This window comes from Marinobacterium sp. NO-S09, from assembly GCF_059179545.1.
This window is the reverse complement of sequence record NZ_CP168954.1, coordinates 2,515,344-2,529,435: the sequence shown is the minus strand read 5'-3', so window position 1 is coordinate 2,529,435 and position 14,092 is coordinate 2,515,344. Positions and strand designations below refer to the sequence as shown.

Below are 14,092 nucleotides of genomic sequence, written 5' to 3'. Positions count from 1 at the left end.
AGTCAACTTTTGGTGTTATCGACTTCACGCTCCAGCACTTCCTCAACCGAAGTCAGGATGCCGCGCAACATTCCCAGCTCTGCCTTTTCCGGACGTGTGCGGTTGAAGTAGCGTCGCAGCTTGTCCATTACGCGGCCTTCGTGCTGCGGGATAATAAAGCTGGTGCGGCGCAATACCTTTTCCAGGTGCTCGTAGAACAGTGTCATTTCCTGCTGGCGCGGGTAGGGCGCAGGCTCGGGTAGTTTGTCCGCCTGTTTGGATGCACGACGCAGTTCGTAGCTCACCAGCTGAATGGCCTGGGCAATATTGAGAACCGGGTAGTCTTCGTTGGCATCAATGAATAGGTGTCGATGGCACAGCATCATCTCTTCATTGGTCAGCCCCATTGTTTCGCGGCCGAACAGGATAGCGACCTGACCATTGCGGGCTTCATCCGTCATCATCATGGCGGCCTGTTCCGCATCCATCAATGGCTGGTCGAAGCTGCGCTGGCGGGCGCTGGTACCGATCACCAGCTGGCAATCGGCAATGGCTTCTTCAACGGTGTTGACGACAACGGCCTGGTCCAGCAGGTCTTTGGCACCGGCTGCGCGGGACTCAGCGTCTTCATGCGGGAATTCAACCGGGTCTACCAGCCACAGCTGGCCCAGTCCCATATTTTTCAGCGCACGAGCTGCCGCCCCGATGTTGCCGGGGTGGAAGGTATTAATCATGACAATGCGGATATTTTCGAGCATAGCGGCCTCGCAAATTTTGATGGCCGCATTATAGGGGGCAATGGGGTGCAGGAAAACGGGATACTGTTATTGAGTAGACGCATGAACAGGTAGTTGATCCAAGGCTACAAATGTATGTTATCTGTTCAGCAGCTAGCCAGTTATTGTTAAATACAATCCTGGCTATGTACTAAAGACTCAATGGATGAGGTGTTCTTATGTCAGCTAATGACGACTGGGATGGACTCCATAGTTTAGATGAGCTTCTCGGTTCTGAGGAGAACGTTCATAAATGGCGACCTGACTTGTTTGATACAGTGGCCCCGGCTGATCGTGCTACGCCGGCAGTTTCGGGTGAAGTTGAAGTAAAGCCGCTGCAAGCAAAGGATCAGGTTGAAGTGGCTAAGGTTGAAGACAAGCCAGTATTAAAATCTTCTACCGCACCCGCACCCGCACCCGCACCCGCACCCGCACCCGCCGCCAAGCCTTTATGTCTGATAGAGGCGCGTGAATATGCCTTGAAAGCCCATCATGGCCAGCAAAGGCGTTATACGGCCGAGCCGTATTGGAAACATCTTGCGGAAGTGGCCGGGCTGGTTGCCAGTTCAAGCAGCGTGACTCCCAGAGGGATAGCCCTGGCATGGCTGCATGCGACTGTGGAAGAGACCAGTTTAACCTTGCGTGACATCGAGCGTGATTTTGGTGCATCGATTGCCGATGGTGTTCGTTGCTTGACCGGGTCAGCCAACAGTCGAATACCGCGTGCAGCGCGCAAGCAACGCTATCGCAATCGTTTGGCCTCAGCTGACAAGGACGTTCATACCGTTAAATTAGCCAATATTGCTTCCAATTTGGCTTCTATCGGTCACTTTGATCCCGAATTCGCACTGGATTGTTATCTGGAGGAGAAGAGGCTGGAAGTCGGTGTGCTGGTGCATGGTGATGAGGGGCTCAAGGTGCTGGTACGGCGTTTGTGGCTGGAAGCTAAAAACAAGGCCACAGCGCACTTTGAGCCAGTTGGAGCAGAATAGGTTGGCAGGAGCCCGTGAGCCTAAGCCTACAGCTTGCCTAGCCAGCGGCTGAGATGGTGAACGAACTGTTCCTTGTGCCAGACCTGCGGTGAGTGATCGGCCTGAGGGTAAATATGCAACTCAGGCCAAGGCAGCTCGGCTTCCATCCAGGCGGGTACTTCAGGGCTGTAGAACTGGCTTGTATCGCCGTAGACCATAAGCACCGGCCGATCGATTTGAGACTGAAGGCCGCGATAATCCTGTTGTGCCAGCGAATCCCAGCAGAGGATCATGGCGGCGCTGTCGAGCGTACGCAGATAATCACGCAGCTGCTGAATACCGTGGCTGTTTTGTGCGTAGGCATCGCGAATACGCGGATTGAGTCCGTTTGCAGCCAGCTCCAGTACACCCTCGGCGAAGTCTTCCTGCATGCGCTTGATAAGCGACTGATTCCGCTCATGGTCGAAATCACCATAGATGCCCAGTGACCAGTCGCTGTCGGTCACCATTTTTGGGGTCATATCAATGATGCAGAGGCCGGCCAAACGGCCCAGACCGTAGTTGCGAATATATTCCCAGGCGATCAATGCGCCCATGGAGTGCCCAACCAGTACCGCATCACGGATACCGTGATGTTCCATCATCTGCTCAAGGTCATCCGCCAGCCGGCTGATCTGCATGCTTTCCAGTGCCGGAGCGGGGTACTGGCCATGGCCTCGGGCCGTCCAGCTGAACGTCTGGTAGCGATCACTTAATTCGTTGGCGAAGGGCAGCCAATCCTGGGCGGCGCGGGTCCAGCCGTGCAAAAAAATAACGGCCTGGCCACGGCCAAGGCTGACATAACGAATAGGGTGTTGGTCGGAACTGAGCAGGGTTTCCATACGTGCCTAGACTCCATGCAGATATGAAAACGGGGCCAGAAGGCCCCGTGAGAATGCTTAGATGCGTTTGGCCTGGTCGGCAGCGTTACCGATGTAGAGCGCCGGTGTCAGCGCTTTCAATTCGGTTTTGGCCGCGTCCGGCATATCCAGGGTATCGATGAAGTTTTGGATGGTTTCCTGATTCATCTCTTTACCGCGGGTCAGATCCTTCAGCTTCTCGTACGGCTTTTCGATGCCGTAACGGCGCATCACTGTCTGGATCGGCTCAGCCAGGACTTCCCAGGCGTTGTCGAGATCTTCAGCCAAGCGTGCTGCGTTGATCTCCAGTTTGCTGATGCCTTTCAGGCTCGCCTGGTAAGCAATCAGGCTGTGGCCGAAACCAACACCCAGGTTACGCAGAACAGTGGAGTCGGTCAGGTCACGCTGCCAGCGGGAGATCGGCAGTTTGGCGGCCAGATGCTGCATGATGGCGTTGGCGATGCCCAGGTTGCCTTCGGAGTTTTCGAAGTCGATCGGGTTTACCTTGTGCGGCATGGTGGATGAGCCCACTTCTCCAGCGATGGTTTTCTGCTTGAAGAAGCCCAGTGAGATGTAGCCCCAGACATCGCGATCAAAGTCGATCAGGATGGTGTTGAAACGGCAAACCGCATCAAACAGCTCGGCGATGTAGTCATGCGGCTCGATCTGAGTGGTGTACGGGTTCCAGGTCAGGCCCAGGCTTTCAACGAAAGACTTGGCGTTGGCTTCCCAGTCGATATCGGCGTAGGCAGACAGGTGGGCGTTGTAGTTGCCCACGGCACCGTTAATCTTGCCCAGGAATTCAATGCTATCGATCTGCTTCAGCTGACGCTGCAGACGGTAAGCAACGTTGGCCATCTCCTTGCCCATTGTGCTGGGGGAGGCGGTCTGGCCGTGGGTACGGCACAGCATCGGCTGGTTGGCATGTTCGCGGCCCAGCTCAGCGATGGCATCGGCCACCTGCTGCATCTGGTTACGGGTGACTTCAACACCGTGACGCAGCATCAGTGCGTGGGACAGGTTGTTGATGTCTTCAGAGGTGCAGGCAAAGTGAACGAATTCGTTCACGGCCATCAACTCGGCGTTGTCGGCGATCTGCTCTTTGATGAAGTACTCAACCGCTTTTACATCGTGGTTGGTGGTACGTTCGATTTCCTTGATGCGCTCGGCATGCTCGACACTGAAGTTGTCGACCAGGCTGTCCAGCAGGGCATTGGCTTCTGCGCTCAGAGCCGGTACTTCCTGAATCTGCGGATGGGAGGCCAGCTGTTGCAGCCAACGGATCTCAACCTGTACGCGGAAACGGATTAGACCGAATTCACTGAATACGGCACGCAGGTCAGCAGTTTTGCTGCCATAGCGGCCATCAACCGGGGATACGGCGGTAAGGGCAGAAAGCTCCATGTTACACAGTCTCACTTATCAGCTTGTGTCATTGAAGGGGCGATTATACGGAAAATGGCCGCCACTGGGTATGCCGATAAGCTGACAGGCGGTGGTGTTTTGGCATACCCCCGGTTTTAGCCGCTGTGAGAGCGGGTCAGGTTAGTCTGCCCAGCCGCTGCCAATGGCGCTGAAGGGTAGTTCCAGACCCAGTTCCGGCACCTGCTGGCCAATCCAGGCCGGGAAGGTATTGCTGTTGGGGCCCGGGAAAACGCGATACTCATCACGCCAGGGGTAACGTTGCGCCGCTGCATCGATGCGCTGAATCAGGTCGTCCACGCCTTCGCCGCGTCGGTCCAGAATCAGCTCGGGGCGCGCACCAAACCAGTGACGGTCTGGAATGTCCTGTTTGACGCTCAGTACCGGCAGCCCACTGCGCTCGCGCCAGCCAACCACTTCGTAGACTTTGTAATGATCGGTATTGGAGGGCTTGACCGAAATCCAGGTGTGGATGGCGAAAATGCCTCGCCAGCCCCAGGCATCGGCGCCATATACCTGGATGACGGCTTCGGGTGTGGATTCAGGATCTGGTGCAATACCGGCAGATGCCCGACTGGCTGTACGCCAGCCATCGTTGCTGGAACAGGCCGTTAGCAGGGGCAGTAGAACAAGCGTGGCGAGCAGTTTCTTCATGGTCGGGAATGTATCGAGCCAGCTGGAATCGTTTAGTTTCATCTGAATATTCCTACGCTGGCTCCAAGTGTGCTGGATCAACTACCCATGATGCGACGCAAGGAAGGTTTGAGGCGTGAGCGGAAGAACAGCATATGCCAGCGCTTACCACCGACCTGGCGCCAGAGCAGGGTAGAGCGAATACCTGCCAGCAGCAGGGCACGTACGCGTGCGGCATTTTCACTGTTCTGCAGATGGCGAGGATCACCGCCTACCTGAATACGGAAACTGAAATGGCTGATGGTTTCCTGGTACAGGTTATCCAGCGCAGCGATGACGTTACGGTGCGTGTAGGCAACCGGTTCCAGGTCAGCCGCTGTACCCTCATCACTTTCATTGAAGTAACGTGCCTTGGCGGCCACGGCATCAATGCCCTGGCCAACTTTGGCCATAACGTCCGGATTCTTATCCAGCTGCTTCTCCAGCATGATCATGCCCAAAACATACTGAACGATACGTTTGTTCTGCGCGCTCTCGTTTTTCTCAACCATGTCCTGCAGGTGGCGCAGGCCCAAACCGAGGGTGTAAGGCACTTCGCTGACCCCACCAAAGACATCTTCGGTCAGTTTGGGGTCGGTTACGAACAGGCTGGCGATACTTGCTTCATAACTGTTCTGCGGCACCATGCCGCGGCTGGCAACCTGATCGACAAGACTGGCGGCCTGGAACATGCCGGCCAGCGCCAGGGTCTGTTCATCATGTTGACGTGACATCAGGCCTCCTTGACCGACGCGGCGATTGAATGACGTGAGGTGGACTCAATAACCCCTCCGCCCAGGCAGACATCATCCAGATACAGAACAACTGACTGGCCCGGGGTAACAGCACGCTGGGGCTGGTCGAAGACAACGCAGTAACCGCCTTCCGGCGCTGCTTCCACGACACAGTCCTGATCGGACTGGCGATACCGTACCTTTGCCTTGCAGCGTAGCGGTAATTGCGGAGCTTCGCCGCTGATCCAGAAAATATCGCTGGCATGCAGCCAGTCGGAATAGAGCAGCGGGTGCTTGCCCTGCACGGCAATCAGTACATTGCGGTCCAGGTCCTTGGCTGCTGCAAACCAGGGTTCTTCAGGATGGTTTTTAAGACCGCCAATGCCGAGCCCCTGACGCTGGCCGATGGTGTAGTACATCAGCCCCTGATGTTCACCGATGACCTCGCCGTCAGGTGTTTCGATTTTGCCGGGTTGGGCCGGCAGGTATTGCTTCAGGAAGTCGCTGAAGCGGCGTTCGCCGATAAAGCAGATACCAGTACTGTCTTTCTTGTCGTGAGTAATCAGACCGTGTTCTTCAGCCAGGCGGCGTACTTCGGGCTTTTCCAGTTCACCTACCGGGAACAGGCTGAGTTTAAGCTCCTCTTCACCCACCTGATGCAGGAAGTAACTTTGATCCTTGTTGTTGTCCAAGCCTTTAAGCAGCACTGTATGACCATCGCGTTCGCCGCGGCGTACGTAGTGACCGGTCGCAATCAGGTCTGCACCCAGCATCTGGGCATATTCCAGGAACGCCTTGAACTTGATTTCGCGGTTGCAGAGGATATCCGGGTTTGGCGTACGACCGGCCTTGTATTCCTCCAGGAAGTGCTCGAACACGTTGTCCCAGTACTCGGCAGCAAAGTTGGCGCCATGCAGGGTAATGCCCAGCTTATCGCAGACTGCCTGTGCATCGGCCATGTCTTCCTTGGCCGTGCAGTACTCGGTGCCGTCATCTTCATCCCAGTTTTTCATGAACAGGCCTTCGACCTGATACCCCTGTTGCATCAGCAACAAGGCAGAAACCGAGGAGTCGACACCGCCGGACATGCCGACAATGACTTTGGTTTGATCGTTGGGCTTGGGTGCAGTCATCAAGCAGTTTCCTGAATAAAGTCCAGAGGGTAACGAACACCGCGCAGGTAATCATCGATGCATCGGGTAACCAGTTGGCTGCGCAATTGAGATCCCAGCGCACCGATTTCGCTGCGTGTCAGCCAGTGCGGGCCAATAATCCCGTCATCCAGCGATGCATCAGGCTGTTGCCGAAGGGCGCGGGCAATAAAGCAGAAACGGTGATAGGTCTGGCCATTGCTGGGCGCATAGTAAGTATAGAGCCCCAGCAGGGCTTCGGGTTCCACTTCCCAACCGGTTTCCTCCAGGGTTTCGCGGCGGGCGGCTTCTACAAAGGTTTCCCCCGATTCAAGATGGCCGGCCGGCTGATTGAAAACCCGTTTGCCATCGGCCATCTCTTCCACCAGCAGGAACTTGCCGTCATGCTCTACGATGCAAGCGACGGTTGCATGAGGTGTCCAGCGCATCATCTCTCCGTTTGTACTCGGTGTTACTGGGCGGTAATAATACCAGCTCAGAAGGTTGAATGCCTGTCCATGAAAGGAGCGGAAGCGCTTGAACAGAATTGAAATTTCGACAAAAGACTTTGACCTGACCGAAGTGCAGAATTGGCTTAAGCAGGGTGATACTCCCTGCGGTGCTACGGTGACATTCACCGGGCTGGTGCGAGACCTGGAAGAGGGCGGTCTGGATGGTCTGTACCTTGAACACTATCCGGGCATGACGCAGAACGCGCTGGACAATATCATTCAGCAGGCGCGGCAGCGCTGGTCACTGGGGCCAGTCTGTATTCATCATCGCATTGGCTGGCTCAGGCCGGGCGACAATATCGTCCTTGTCGCTCTGGCTTCACCTCATCGCGCCGAAGCCTTTGAGGCTGCCGAGTTTCTGATGGATTACCTGAAGCGGGATGCACCTTTCTGGAAAAAAGAGCGCATCAACGGCCAGGAACACTGGGTAGAACAGAAGGAAAGTGACCGGCAGGCGGCCAAGCGCTGGCAGACCGAAGATTAGGCCCTGTTGCGGCGCCTGGCATGATTGGGGCGCGGGCGACGTTTGGCCGGTGCCTTGGGCAGGTGTACCTGTTCCTGGCGGTATTGCCCCGGGCTGAGCTGGTCCAGCGTCCAGTTACCGATTGACCAGCGAATCAGGCGCAGGGTCGGGAAGCCAATATGAGCCGTCATGCGGCGTACCTGGCGGTTGCGGCCTTCGCTGATAGTGAGTTTGAGCCAGCTGGTGGGCTGGTTTTTACGGAAACGAACGGGCGGGTTGCGCGGCCAGAGCCATTCGGGCTCATCAACCAGGCTTGCCTGGGCAGGGCGCGTAAGTCCATCCTTGAGCTCGACGCCTTTGCGTAGCTGCTCAATGGATGCTTCGTCCGGTACGCCTTCGACCTGCACAAAGTAGGTTTTGGGCATCTTGAAGGCCGGGCTGGCAAGCTGGTTCTGCAGCTTGCCGTCATCGGTGAGTATCAGCAGCCCTTCAGAGTCGTAATCAAGCCTTCCTGCGGCATAGATGCCGGGGATGTCGATGAAATCAGCCAGTGTCGAGCGGCCTTCTGTATCCGTAAACTGGGTCAGTACACGAAAGGGTTTGTTGAATAAAAGGACTCTCGACATTCAGTATTTCAGGTTTCCGTGGGTTGTATGTTGATCGCGTGCAGCCCCTTGGGGCCTTGTTGGATCTCGAACTTGACGGCTTGTCCGGCCTTCAGGCTTTTGTACCCTTCCATGACGATTGCTGAGAAATGAGCAAAAAGTTCTTCGTCACACTCCTCTGACAGGATGAATCCATAGCCTTTGGCGTTATTGAACCACTTTACTGTCCCTATCTGCATTAGTACTCCCCCTGCGACTTCGGAGCCAGGCTCTATGTCATAACTTGTCCACTCGATAAAAAGCGGCGCTTTCCATTTATATTCCAGGGACTGCAGGTGGGCAGATTCCGCACTGCCCGAAACGTAACGCGTGTTACGGGCGTAGACTTCTCGGCAGGCTGCCTTTAACCTCTCCTTAGTAAAGCCGAGTATAGCATTTGCAGCCTATGACACTAGGTAATGTCGGGTTTTTCCTAAGGGTTTTAGACTAATATCGAAGGTGGAGATGTTGCTGCAACAGGTACAAGAGTTCAAATTGATGAGTAACGCACCACGGGCAAGTGATGAAGAGCACCATGATGACGATGGTGGCCAGCTGACAACGGCTGAGGCCAAGCCAAAACTCAAGCGTCCGCCCATGTATCGTGTGGTTCTGATGAATGACGACTACACGCCGATGGATTTTGTCGTCGAGGTTTTGATGATTTTTTTCGGGATGGACCAGGAAAAGGCGACACAAGTGATGTTAGCGGTCCATACTCAGGGTAAGGGCGTATGTGGGGTATTCACCCGCGATGTCGCCGAAACCAAGGCTGCGCAGGTCAATCAATATGCGCGAGAAAACAAGCATCCGCTGCTGTGTGAAGTAGAGTCGGTCTGACGGAGGCGAATGCCATGCTGAATCGAGAACTGGAAGACACCCTGAGCGTTGCGTTTCGGTCTGCCCGAGACAAGCGACATGAATTCATGACGGTAGAGCATCTGTTACTGGCTCTGCTGGATAACCGCCAGGCGGCCGAAGTGCTCAATGCCTGCGGTGCTGATATGGATCGATTGCGCAGTCAGCTGTCGACCTTTATTGACGAAACAACACCGCTATTGCCCGAAAACATACCCAACATGGAAACCCAGCCGACACTGGGCTTTCAGAGGGTACTGCAACGTGCCGTTTTCCATGTGCAATCGTCCGGCAAAACGGAAGTGAGCGGCGCCAATGTACTGGTTGCCATTTTCAGTGAGCAGGAAAGCCATGCAGTTTTTGTACTGCAGCAGCAGGGCATAGAACGTGTCGATGTGGTGAACTACATTTCCCACGGTATTTCACGCATCAATGAGAGCGAAGCGGACGATCACGAAGCCATTTCGGATGGTGAAGAAGGTGGCGAAAGCAACAAGAGCGCACTGGCGCAGTATGCCGTTAACCTGAACCAGCAGGCCGCGCTTGGTCGCGTTGATCCGCTGGTAGGGCGTGACTCCGAAGTGGAGCGCGTGGTGCAGATCCTGTCACGTCGCCGCAAGAACAACCCCTTGCTGGTAGGTGAGGCCGGGGTGGGTAAAACCGCCATCGCGGAAGGCCTGGCCAAGCTGATCATTGAGGACAAGGTGCCGGAAATCATTAGCAACAGCGTTGTTTACGCCCTGGATCTGGGTGCGCTGCTGGCGGGTACCAAATACCGTGGTGATTTCGAGAAACGTCTCAAGGCGCTGCTGAATGAAGTGAAACAGCAGGATCACGCCATTCTGTTCATTGATGAGATCCACACCATTATCGGTGCTGGCGCTGCTTCAGGTGGCTCCATGGATGCATCAAACCTGCTTAAGCCGCTGCTGAGCTCGGGTGAAATCCGTTGCATCGGCTCGACAACCTTCCAGGAGTTCCGTGGCATTTTCGAGAAGGACCGTGCGCTGGCACGACGCTTCCAGAAAATCGACGTGCTGGAGCCTAGTGCCGAGGATACCTACCGTATCCTGCGAGGCTTGAAGTCCCGCTTTGAAGAGCACCATGATGTCGAGTACACCGACGAAGCCTTGCGTGCAGCGGCTGAACTGGCAGACCGTTACATTAACGACAAGCATATGCCGGACAAGGCCATTGACGTGATTGATGAAGCAGGGGCCTACCAGCGCCTGATGCCGGAAGAGCACCGTAAGCGCATTATCGACGTTGATGAAGTGGAATCCGTGGTAGCCAAGATCGCCCGTATTCCGCCGAAAAGTGTTTCTACCTCCGACAAGGAACAGTTGCGTAAGCTGGAAGGCAACCTCAAAATGGTGGTCTTGGGGCAGGATGAGGCGATCGACTCATTGGCTTCTGCCATCAAGTTGTCCCGTGCCGGGTTGAAAGAGCCCAGCAAGCCGGTGGGCAGCTTCCTCTTTGCCGGTCCGACAGGTGTAGGTAAAACCGAGGTAACTCAGCAGCTGGCACGAGTCCTGGGTATCGAGCTGGTGCGTTTCGACATGTCGGAATACATGGAGCGCCATACGGTATCCCGTCTGATTGGTGCGCCTCCCGGCTATGTCGGTTTCGACCAGGGCGGTCTGCTGACCGAGGCGATTACCAAGTCGCCGCACTGTGTGCTGCTGCTGGATGAGATCGAAAAAGCGCATCCGGAAGTCTTCAATCTGCTATTGCAGGTGATGGATAACGGCACGCTGACCGATAACAACGGCCGTAAAGCCGACTTCCGTAACGTTATTCTGGTGATGACCACTAATGCGGGTGCGGAAGCCCAGAGCCGTCCGTCCATCGGTTTCACAACGCAGGATCACAGTTCCGATGCTATGGAGGCGCTCAAGCGTCTGTTTACACCGGAATTCCGCAACCGTCTGGATGCAGTGATTCAGTTCAAGCCGCTGACGCTGGATATCGTCAAGGGTGTGGTCGACAAGTTCCTGACCGAGCTTCAGGCTCAGCTCGACGAGAAACATGTAGTGCTGCATGTGAACGAAGAGGCCCGACTCTGGCTGGCCGAGAATGGTTACGACGAGAAAATGGGCGCTCGCCCGATGCAGCGTTTGATTCAGGATCAGCTCAAGAAGCCGCTGGCGGAAATGATCCTGTTTGGAGAGCTGGCCGAATCCGGTGGCGATGTCGACATCGGTGTCGGCGAGGATGGGAAGCTGGAACTGGAAGTGGCAACGGTGGCAGCCTAAGGGCTGCCATCCGTCAGGAGCCGCGCCTGGAAATTAACGGGCGCGGTATACGATGCGGCCTTTGCTCAGGTCGTAAGGTGTCAGTTCAACCTTGACCTTGTCGCCGGTCAGAATGCGGATGTAGTTTTTGCGCATTTTGCCGGAGATGTGAGCTGTTACAACGTGGCCGTTTTCCAGCTCGACGCGAAACATGGTGTTCGGAAGGGTGTCGATGACAGTACCTTCCATCTCAAAAGCTTCTTCTTTAGCCATTAACTACCTACCTTGAAGGCTTTGTTGCCTGTTGGAAAGCGCAATATTCTGCCTGAAACCGCGATTGAATTCAAAATCTAATCGGGCTTGCTGCCCTGTTGAATACGCTGCCATTCACCATCCAGCAGCATTTCCAGCGGTCGATAGGCTGTCTTGTAGTTCATCTTGCGGCAATTTTTGACCCAGTAACCCAGGTAGAGATAGGGCAAACCCTGGCGTTGCGCTTCGCGAACCAGCCAAAGAATAGCATTAACCCCCAGACTGCGCCGGTCCAGATCCGGGTCGTAGAAGGTATAAAGCGCGGAAAGTCCCTGATCCAGACGGTCACAGACGCTGATTGCCACCAGCTGACCATCCGGTGCCCGGAATTCGTAAAACAGGCTGTCCTGCATACCTTCGATCAGGAAATTGATGAACTGCTCAGGTGATGGCGGGAACATGTCGCCATCCTGGTGGCGCTCGCAGATGTAGCGCTCGTAAAGGGCGTAGTACTCGGCCGTGAGCTGGCAGGGCAGGGCGCGGATCAGCAAATCCTGATTGCGGTTCTCGATACGGCGCTGTGTCTTGGATGGTTTGAACGCCTGTACCGGGATGCGGACCGAAATGCAGGCCTGGCAATGTTCACAATGGGGGCGGTAAATGTGGCTGCCGCTACGGCGAAAGCCCAGGTCGGAAAGCTGGCTGTACAGCGCCTTGCCGACATGAGCCCTGGGGTCGACAAACAGCGTACGTGCCTGTTGGTCATCCAGATAGCTGCAGTCGTGCACCGGTGTGGCGTAGAACTTGAGCGTACGTAGACTACTCATCCCGTGCTCCGTTAAAGGCCTCGCGTGTCAGATCAAAAGCCCAGTCATGAGCCAGCGGCTGCGTCGTAAATTCATCCAACAGTTCGGCAAAATACTGTCGTGGCACTTCCGATGCGCCGAGACTGGCTAGATGGTCATTGTAGACCTGGCAATCGATCAGCTCATAACCCCAGTATTGCAGCTGTCGGGCCAACCAGGCAAAGGCAATTTTGGAACAATCACGTTGTCGTGAGAACATTGATTCGCCAAAAAAGACACGACCAATTGCCAGTCCGTACAGGCCGCCAACCAGTTCATCATCAATCCAGACTTCCACAGAGTGCGCATGGCCCTGATGGTGAAGGTCAAGGTAGGCGCAAAAAATGTCGTTACTGATCCAGGTGCCATCCTGCTTGGGTCGGGGGGATGCACAGGCGGAAATGACACGATGGAACGCCTGGTCAAAGGTTACCCTGTAGTCCTGCTTGCGGAGTCGCTTGCGCAGGCTGCGCGACAGGTACAGATCTTCGGGCCAAATGACGCAGCGCGGGTCCGGGCTCCACCACAGAATAGGCTCACCCGGGTTGTACCAAGGGAAAATGCCCTTTCGATAGGCCTTGAGCAGGCGATCGCGGGAGAGATCTCCGCCCGCCGCGAGCAGACCATTGGGTTCGTCCAGTGCCAGCTCGAGCGGGGGGAAATCGAGGCTGTCATCAGCCAGCCATGGAATCATCAGCTATCGAGGTTATCCAGATACTTTTCGGCATCCAGCGCAGCCATGCAGCCGAAGCCCGCTGAAGTGATGGCCTGACGGTAGATGTGGTCGCATACATCACCTGCTGCAAACACGCCTTCAATGCTGGTCTGGGTAGCGTTGCCTTCCAGGCCGGACTGAATTTTCAGGTAGCCATCTTTCATATCGAGCTGACCCTGGAACAGGTCAGTGTTGGGTTTGTGGCCAATGGCGATAAACACGCCGGCAACATCGATTTCCTGGCTGCTGTCATCCTGAGTGCTGCTCAGACGCAGTCCTGTAACGCCGGAATCATCGCCCAGTACTTCGTCCAGCTGGTGGTTCCAGATAATATTGACGTTGCCGTTTTCGGCACGTTCCAGAATCTTGTCCTGCAGGATCTTCTCGGAGCGCAGGCTGTCACGACGGTGGATCAGCGTCACTTCGGCGGCAATGTTGGACAGGTAGAGTGCTTCTTCAACGGCTGTGTTACCACCACCGACAACAGCGACTTTCTGGCCGCGGTAGAAGAAACCGTCGCAGGTAGCACAGGCGCTGACACCTTTGCCCATGAAGGCTTCTTCGGATTCCAGACCCAGGTACTGGGCAGACGCACCCGTTGAGATAATCAGCGCATCGCAGGTGTACTCACCCATATCGCCTTTCAGACGGAAGGGGCGCTGCTGCAGTTCAGTGGTGTGGATGTGGTCAAAAATGACTTCAGTGTTGAAGCGCTCGGCATGCGCCTGCATACGCTGCATCAACTCCGGTCCCTGAACACCATCAACGTCACCGGGCCAGTTATCAACGTCAGTCGTTGTTGTCAGCTGACCGCCGGCCTGCATGCCTGTAATAACCACAGGGTTCAGGTTTGCGCGTGCCGCATATACCGCTGCTGTGTAGCCAGCCGGTCCAGAGCCCAGAATAATCAGACGGTGGTGTTTTACTTCGCTCATGAATGTCGGGTATCCAGATTAAGATATTCGTAAGTTGAGACAGGTATACTG

The 14,092-nt window shown here is 55.4% G+C and carries 17 protein-coding genes; 4 read left to right on the top strand and 13 right to left on the bottom strand.

Annotation, left to right across the window (positions count from 1 at the left end):
• Positions 1–2: 2 nt before the first annotated feature.
• Positions 3–737, bottom strand: a complete 735-nt coding sequence (locus O3C79_RS11720) for an RNA methyltransferase (protein ID WP_010323183.1) — start codon at positions 735–737, stop codon at positions 3–5.
• A 197-nt stretch (positions 738–934) separates the two neighbouring features.
• On the opposite strand from O3C79_RS11720, the gene O3C79_RS11715 reads away from it, so the two are divergent.
• The gene (locus O3C79_RS11715; RefSeq protein WP_494383241.1) at positions 935–1,747 is read left to right on the top strand and encodes an HD domain-containing protein; all 813 of its coding nucleotides are present in this window, start codon (positions 935–937) and stop codon (positions 1,745–1,747) included.
• Between the two features lie 26 nt (positions 1,748–1,773).
• On the opposite strand, the gene O3C79_RS11710 is transcribed toward O3C79_RS11715, so the two are convergent.
• The 6 genes from O3C79_RS11710 to O3C79_RS11685 all read right to left on the bottom strand — a co-directional run bounded on the left by O3C79_RS11710 (position 1,774) and on the right by O3C79_RS11685 (position 7,032).
• Entirely contained in the window at positions 1,774–2,607 is an 834-nt protein-coding gene (locus O3C79_RS11710) for an alpha/beta fold hydrolase (RefSeq protein WP_494383240.1), read from the bottom strand.
• Positions 2,608–2,664: 57 nt separating this feature from the next.
• The gene (gene purB / locus O3C79_RS11705) at positions 2,665–4,029 is read right to left on the bottom strand and encodes an adenylosuccinate lyase (protein WP_076462297.1); all 1,365 of its coding nucleotides are present in this window, start codon (positions 4,027–4,029) and stop codon (positions 2,665–2,667) included.
• A gap of 141 nt (positions 4,030–4,170) precedes the next feature.
• Positions 4,171–4,743 carry a DUF3750 domain-containing protein gene (locus tag O3C79_RS11700; RefSeq protein WP_417532567.1) on the bottom strand — a complete coding sequence of 191 codons (573 nt, stop codon included), beginning with the start codon at positions 4,741–4,743 and terminating at the stop codon, positions 4,171–4,173.
• A 35-nt stretch (positions 4,744–4,778) separates the two neighbouring features.
• Complete coding sequence (hflD, locus tag O3C79_RS11695) at positions 4,779–5,453, bottom strand: high frequency lysogenization protein HflD (RefSeq protein WP_494383239.1); 675 nt, start codon at positions 5,451–5,453, stop codon at positions 4,779–4,781.
• The gene (gene mnmA, locus O3C79_RS11690; RefSeq protein ID WP_494383238.1) at positions 5,453–6,586 is read right to left on the bottom strand and encodes a tRNA 2-thiouridine(34) synthase MnmA; all 1,134 of its coding nucleotides are present in this window, start codon (positions 6,584–6,586) and stop codon (positions 5,453–5,455) included. The genes hflD and mnmA overlap by 1 nt, the downstream gene beginning before the upstream one ends.
• Complete coding sequence (locus O3C79_RS11685; RefSeq protein ID WP_494383237.1) at positions 6,586–7,032, bottom strand: NUDIX hydrolase; 447 nt, start codon at positions 7,030–7,032, stop codon at positions 6,586–6,588. Before O3C79_RS11685 ends, mnmA begins: the two co-directional genes overlap by 1 nt.
• 88 nt (positions 7,033–7,120) lie before the next feature.
• On the opposite strand from O3C79_RS11685, the gene moaE reads away from it, so the two are divergent.
• Positions 7,121–7,579, top strand: coding sequence for a molybdopterin synthase catalytic subunit MoaE (gene moaE / locus O3C79_RS11680; protein WP_494383236.1), 459 nt, complete (start codon positions 7,121–7,123; stop codon positions 7,577–7,579).
• On the opposite strand, the gene O3C79_RS11675 is transcribed toward moaE, so the two are convergent.
• Together O3C79_RS11675 and cspD are read right to left on the bottom strand one after the other, a co-directional pair.
• Entirely contained in the window at positions 7,576–8,184 is a 609-nt protein-coding gene (locus tag O3C79_RS11675) for an rRNA large subunit pseudouridine synthase E (protein ID WP_494383235.1), read from the bottom strand. The two genes, moaE and O3C79_RS11675, sit on opposite strands and share 4 nt — an antisense overlap.
• Before the next feature lie 8 nt (positions 8,185–8,192).
• The gene (gene cspD, locus O3C79_RS11670) at positions 8,193–8,402 is read right to left on the bottom strand and encodes a cold shock domain-containing protein CspD (protein ID WP_494383234.1); all 210 of its coding nucleotides are present in this window, start codon (positions 8,400–8,402) and stop codon (positions 8,193–8,195) included.
• 298 nt (positions 8,403–8,700) lie between these two features.
• Here cspD and clpS point away from each other — a divergent pair, with 298 nt between their 5' ends.
• Together clpS and clpA are read left to right on the top strand one after the other, a co-directional pair.
• Positions 8,701–9,042 carry an ATP-dependent Clp protease adapter ClpS gene (gene clpS / locus O3C79_RS11665; RefSeq protein WP_040886193.1) on the top strand — a complete coding sequence of 114 codons (342 nt, stop codon included), beginning with the start codon at positions 8,701–8,703 and terminating at the stop codon, positions 9,040–9,042.
• 14 nt (positions 9,043–9,056) lie between these two features.
• Positions 9,057–11,315, top strand: coding sequence for an ATP-dependent Clp protease ATP-binding subunit ClpA (clpA, locus tag O3C79_RS11660; protein ID WP_494383233.1), 2,259 nt, complete (start codon positions 9,057–9,059; stop codon positions 11,313–11,315).
• Positions 11,316–11,348: 33 nt separating this feature from the next.
• On the opposite strand, the gene infA is transcribed toward clpA, so the two are convergent.
• The 4 genes from infA to trxB all read right to left on the bottom strand — a co-directional run bounded on the left by infA (position 11,349) and on the right by trxB (position 14,041).
• The gene (gene infA, locus O3C79_RS11655) at positions 11,349–11,567 is read right to left on the bottom strand and encodes a translation initiation factor IF-1 (RefSeq protein WP_010323196.1); all 219 of its coding nucleotides are present in this window, start codon (positions 11,565–11,567) and stop codon (positions 11,349–11,351) included.
• 77 nt (positions 11,568–11,644) lie between these two features.
• Complete coding sequence (locus O3C79_RS11650) at positions 11,645–12,373, bottom strand: arginyltransferase (RefSeq protein ID WP_010323197.1); 729 nt, start codon at positions 12,371–12,373, stop codon at positions 11,645–11,647.
• Positions 12,366–13,085, bottom strand: coding sequence for a leucyl/phenylalanyl-tRNA--protein transferase (gene aat / locus O3C79_RS11645; protein ID WP_494383232.1), 720 nt, complete (start codon positions 13,083–13,085; stop codon positions 12,366–12,368). The genes O3C79_RS11650 and aat overlap by 8 nt, the downstream gene beginning before the upstream one ends.
• Positions 13,085–14,041, bottom strand: a complete 957-nt coding sequence (trxB, locus tag O3C79_RS11640) for a thioredoxin-disulfide reductase (protein WP_494383231.1) — start codon at positions 14,039–14,041, stop codon at positions 13,085–13,087. The genes aat and trxB overlap by 1 nt, the downstream gene beginning before the upstream one ends.
• Positions 14,042–14,092: the final 51 nt, after the last annotated feature.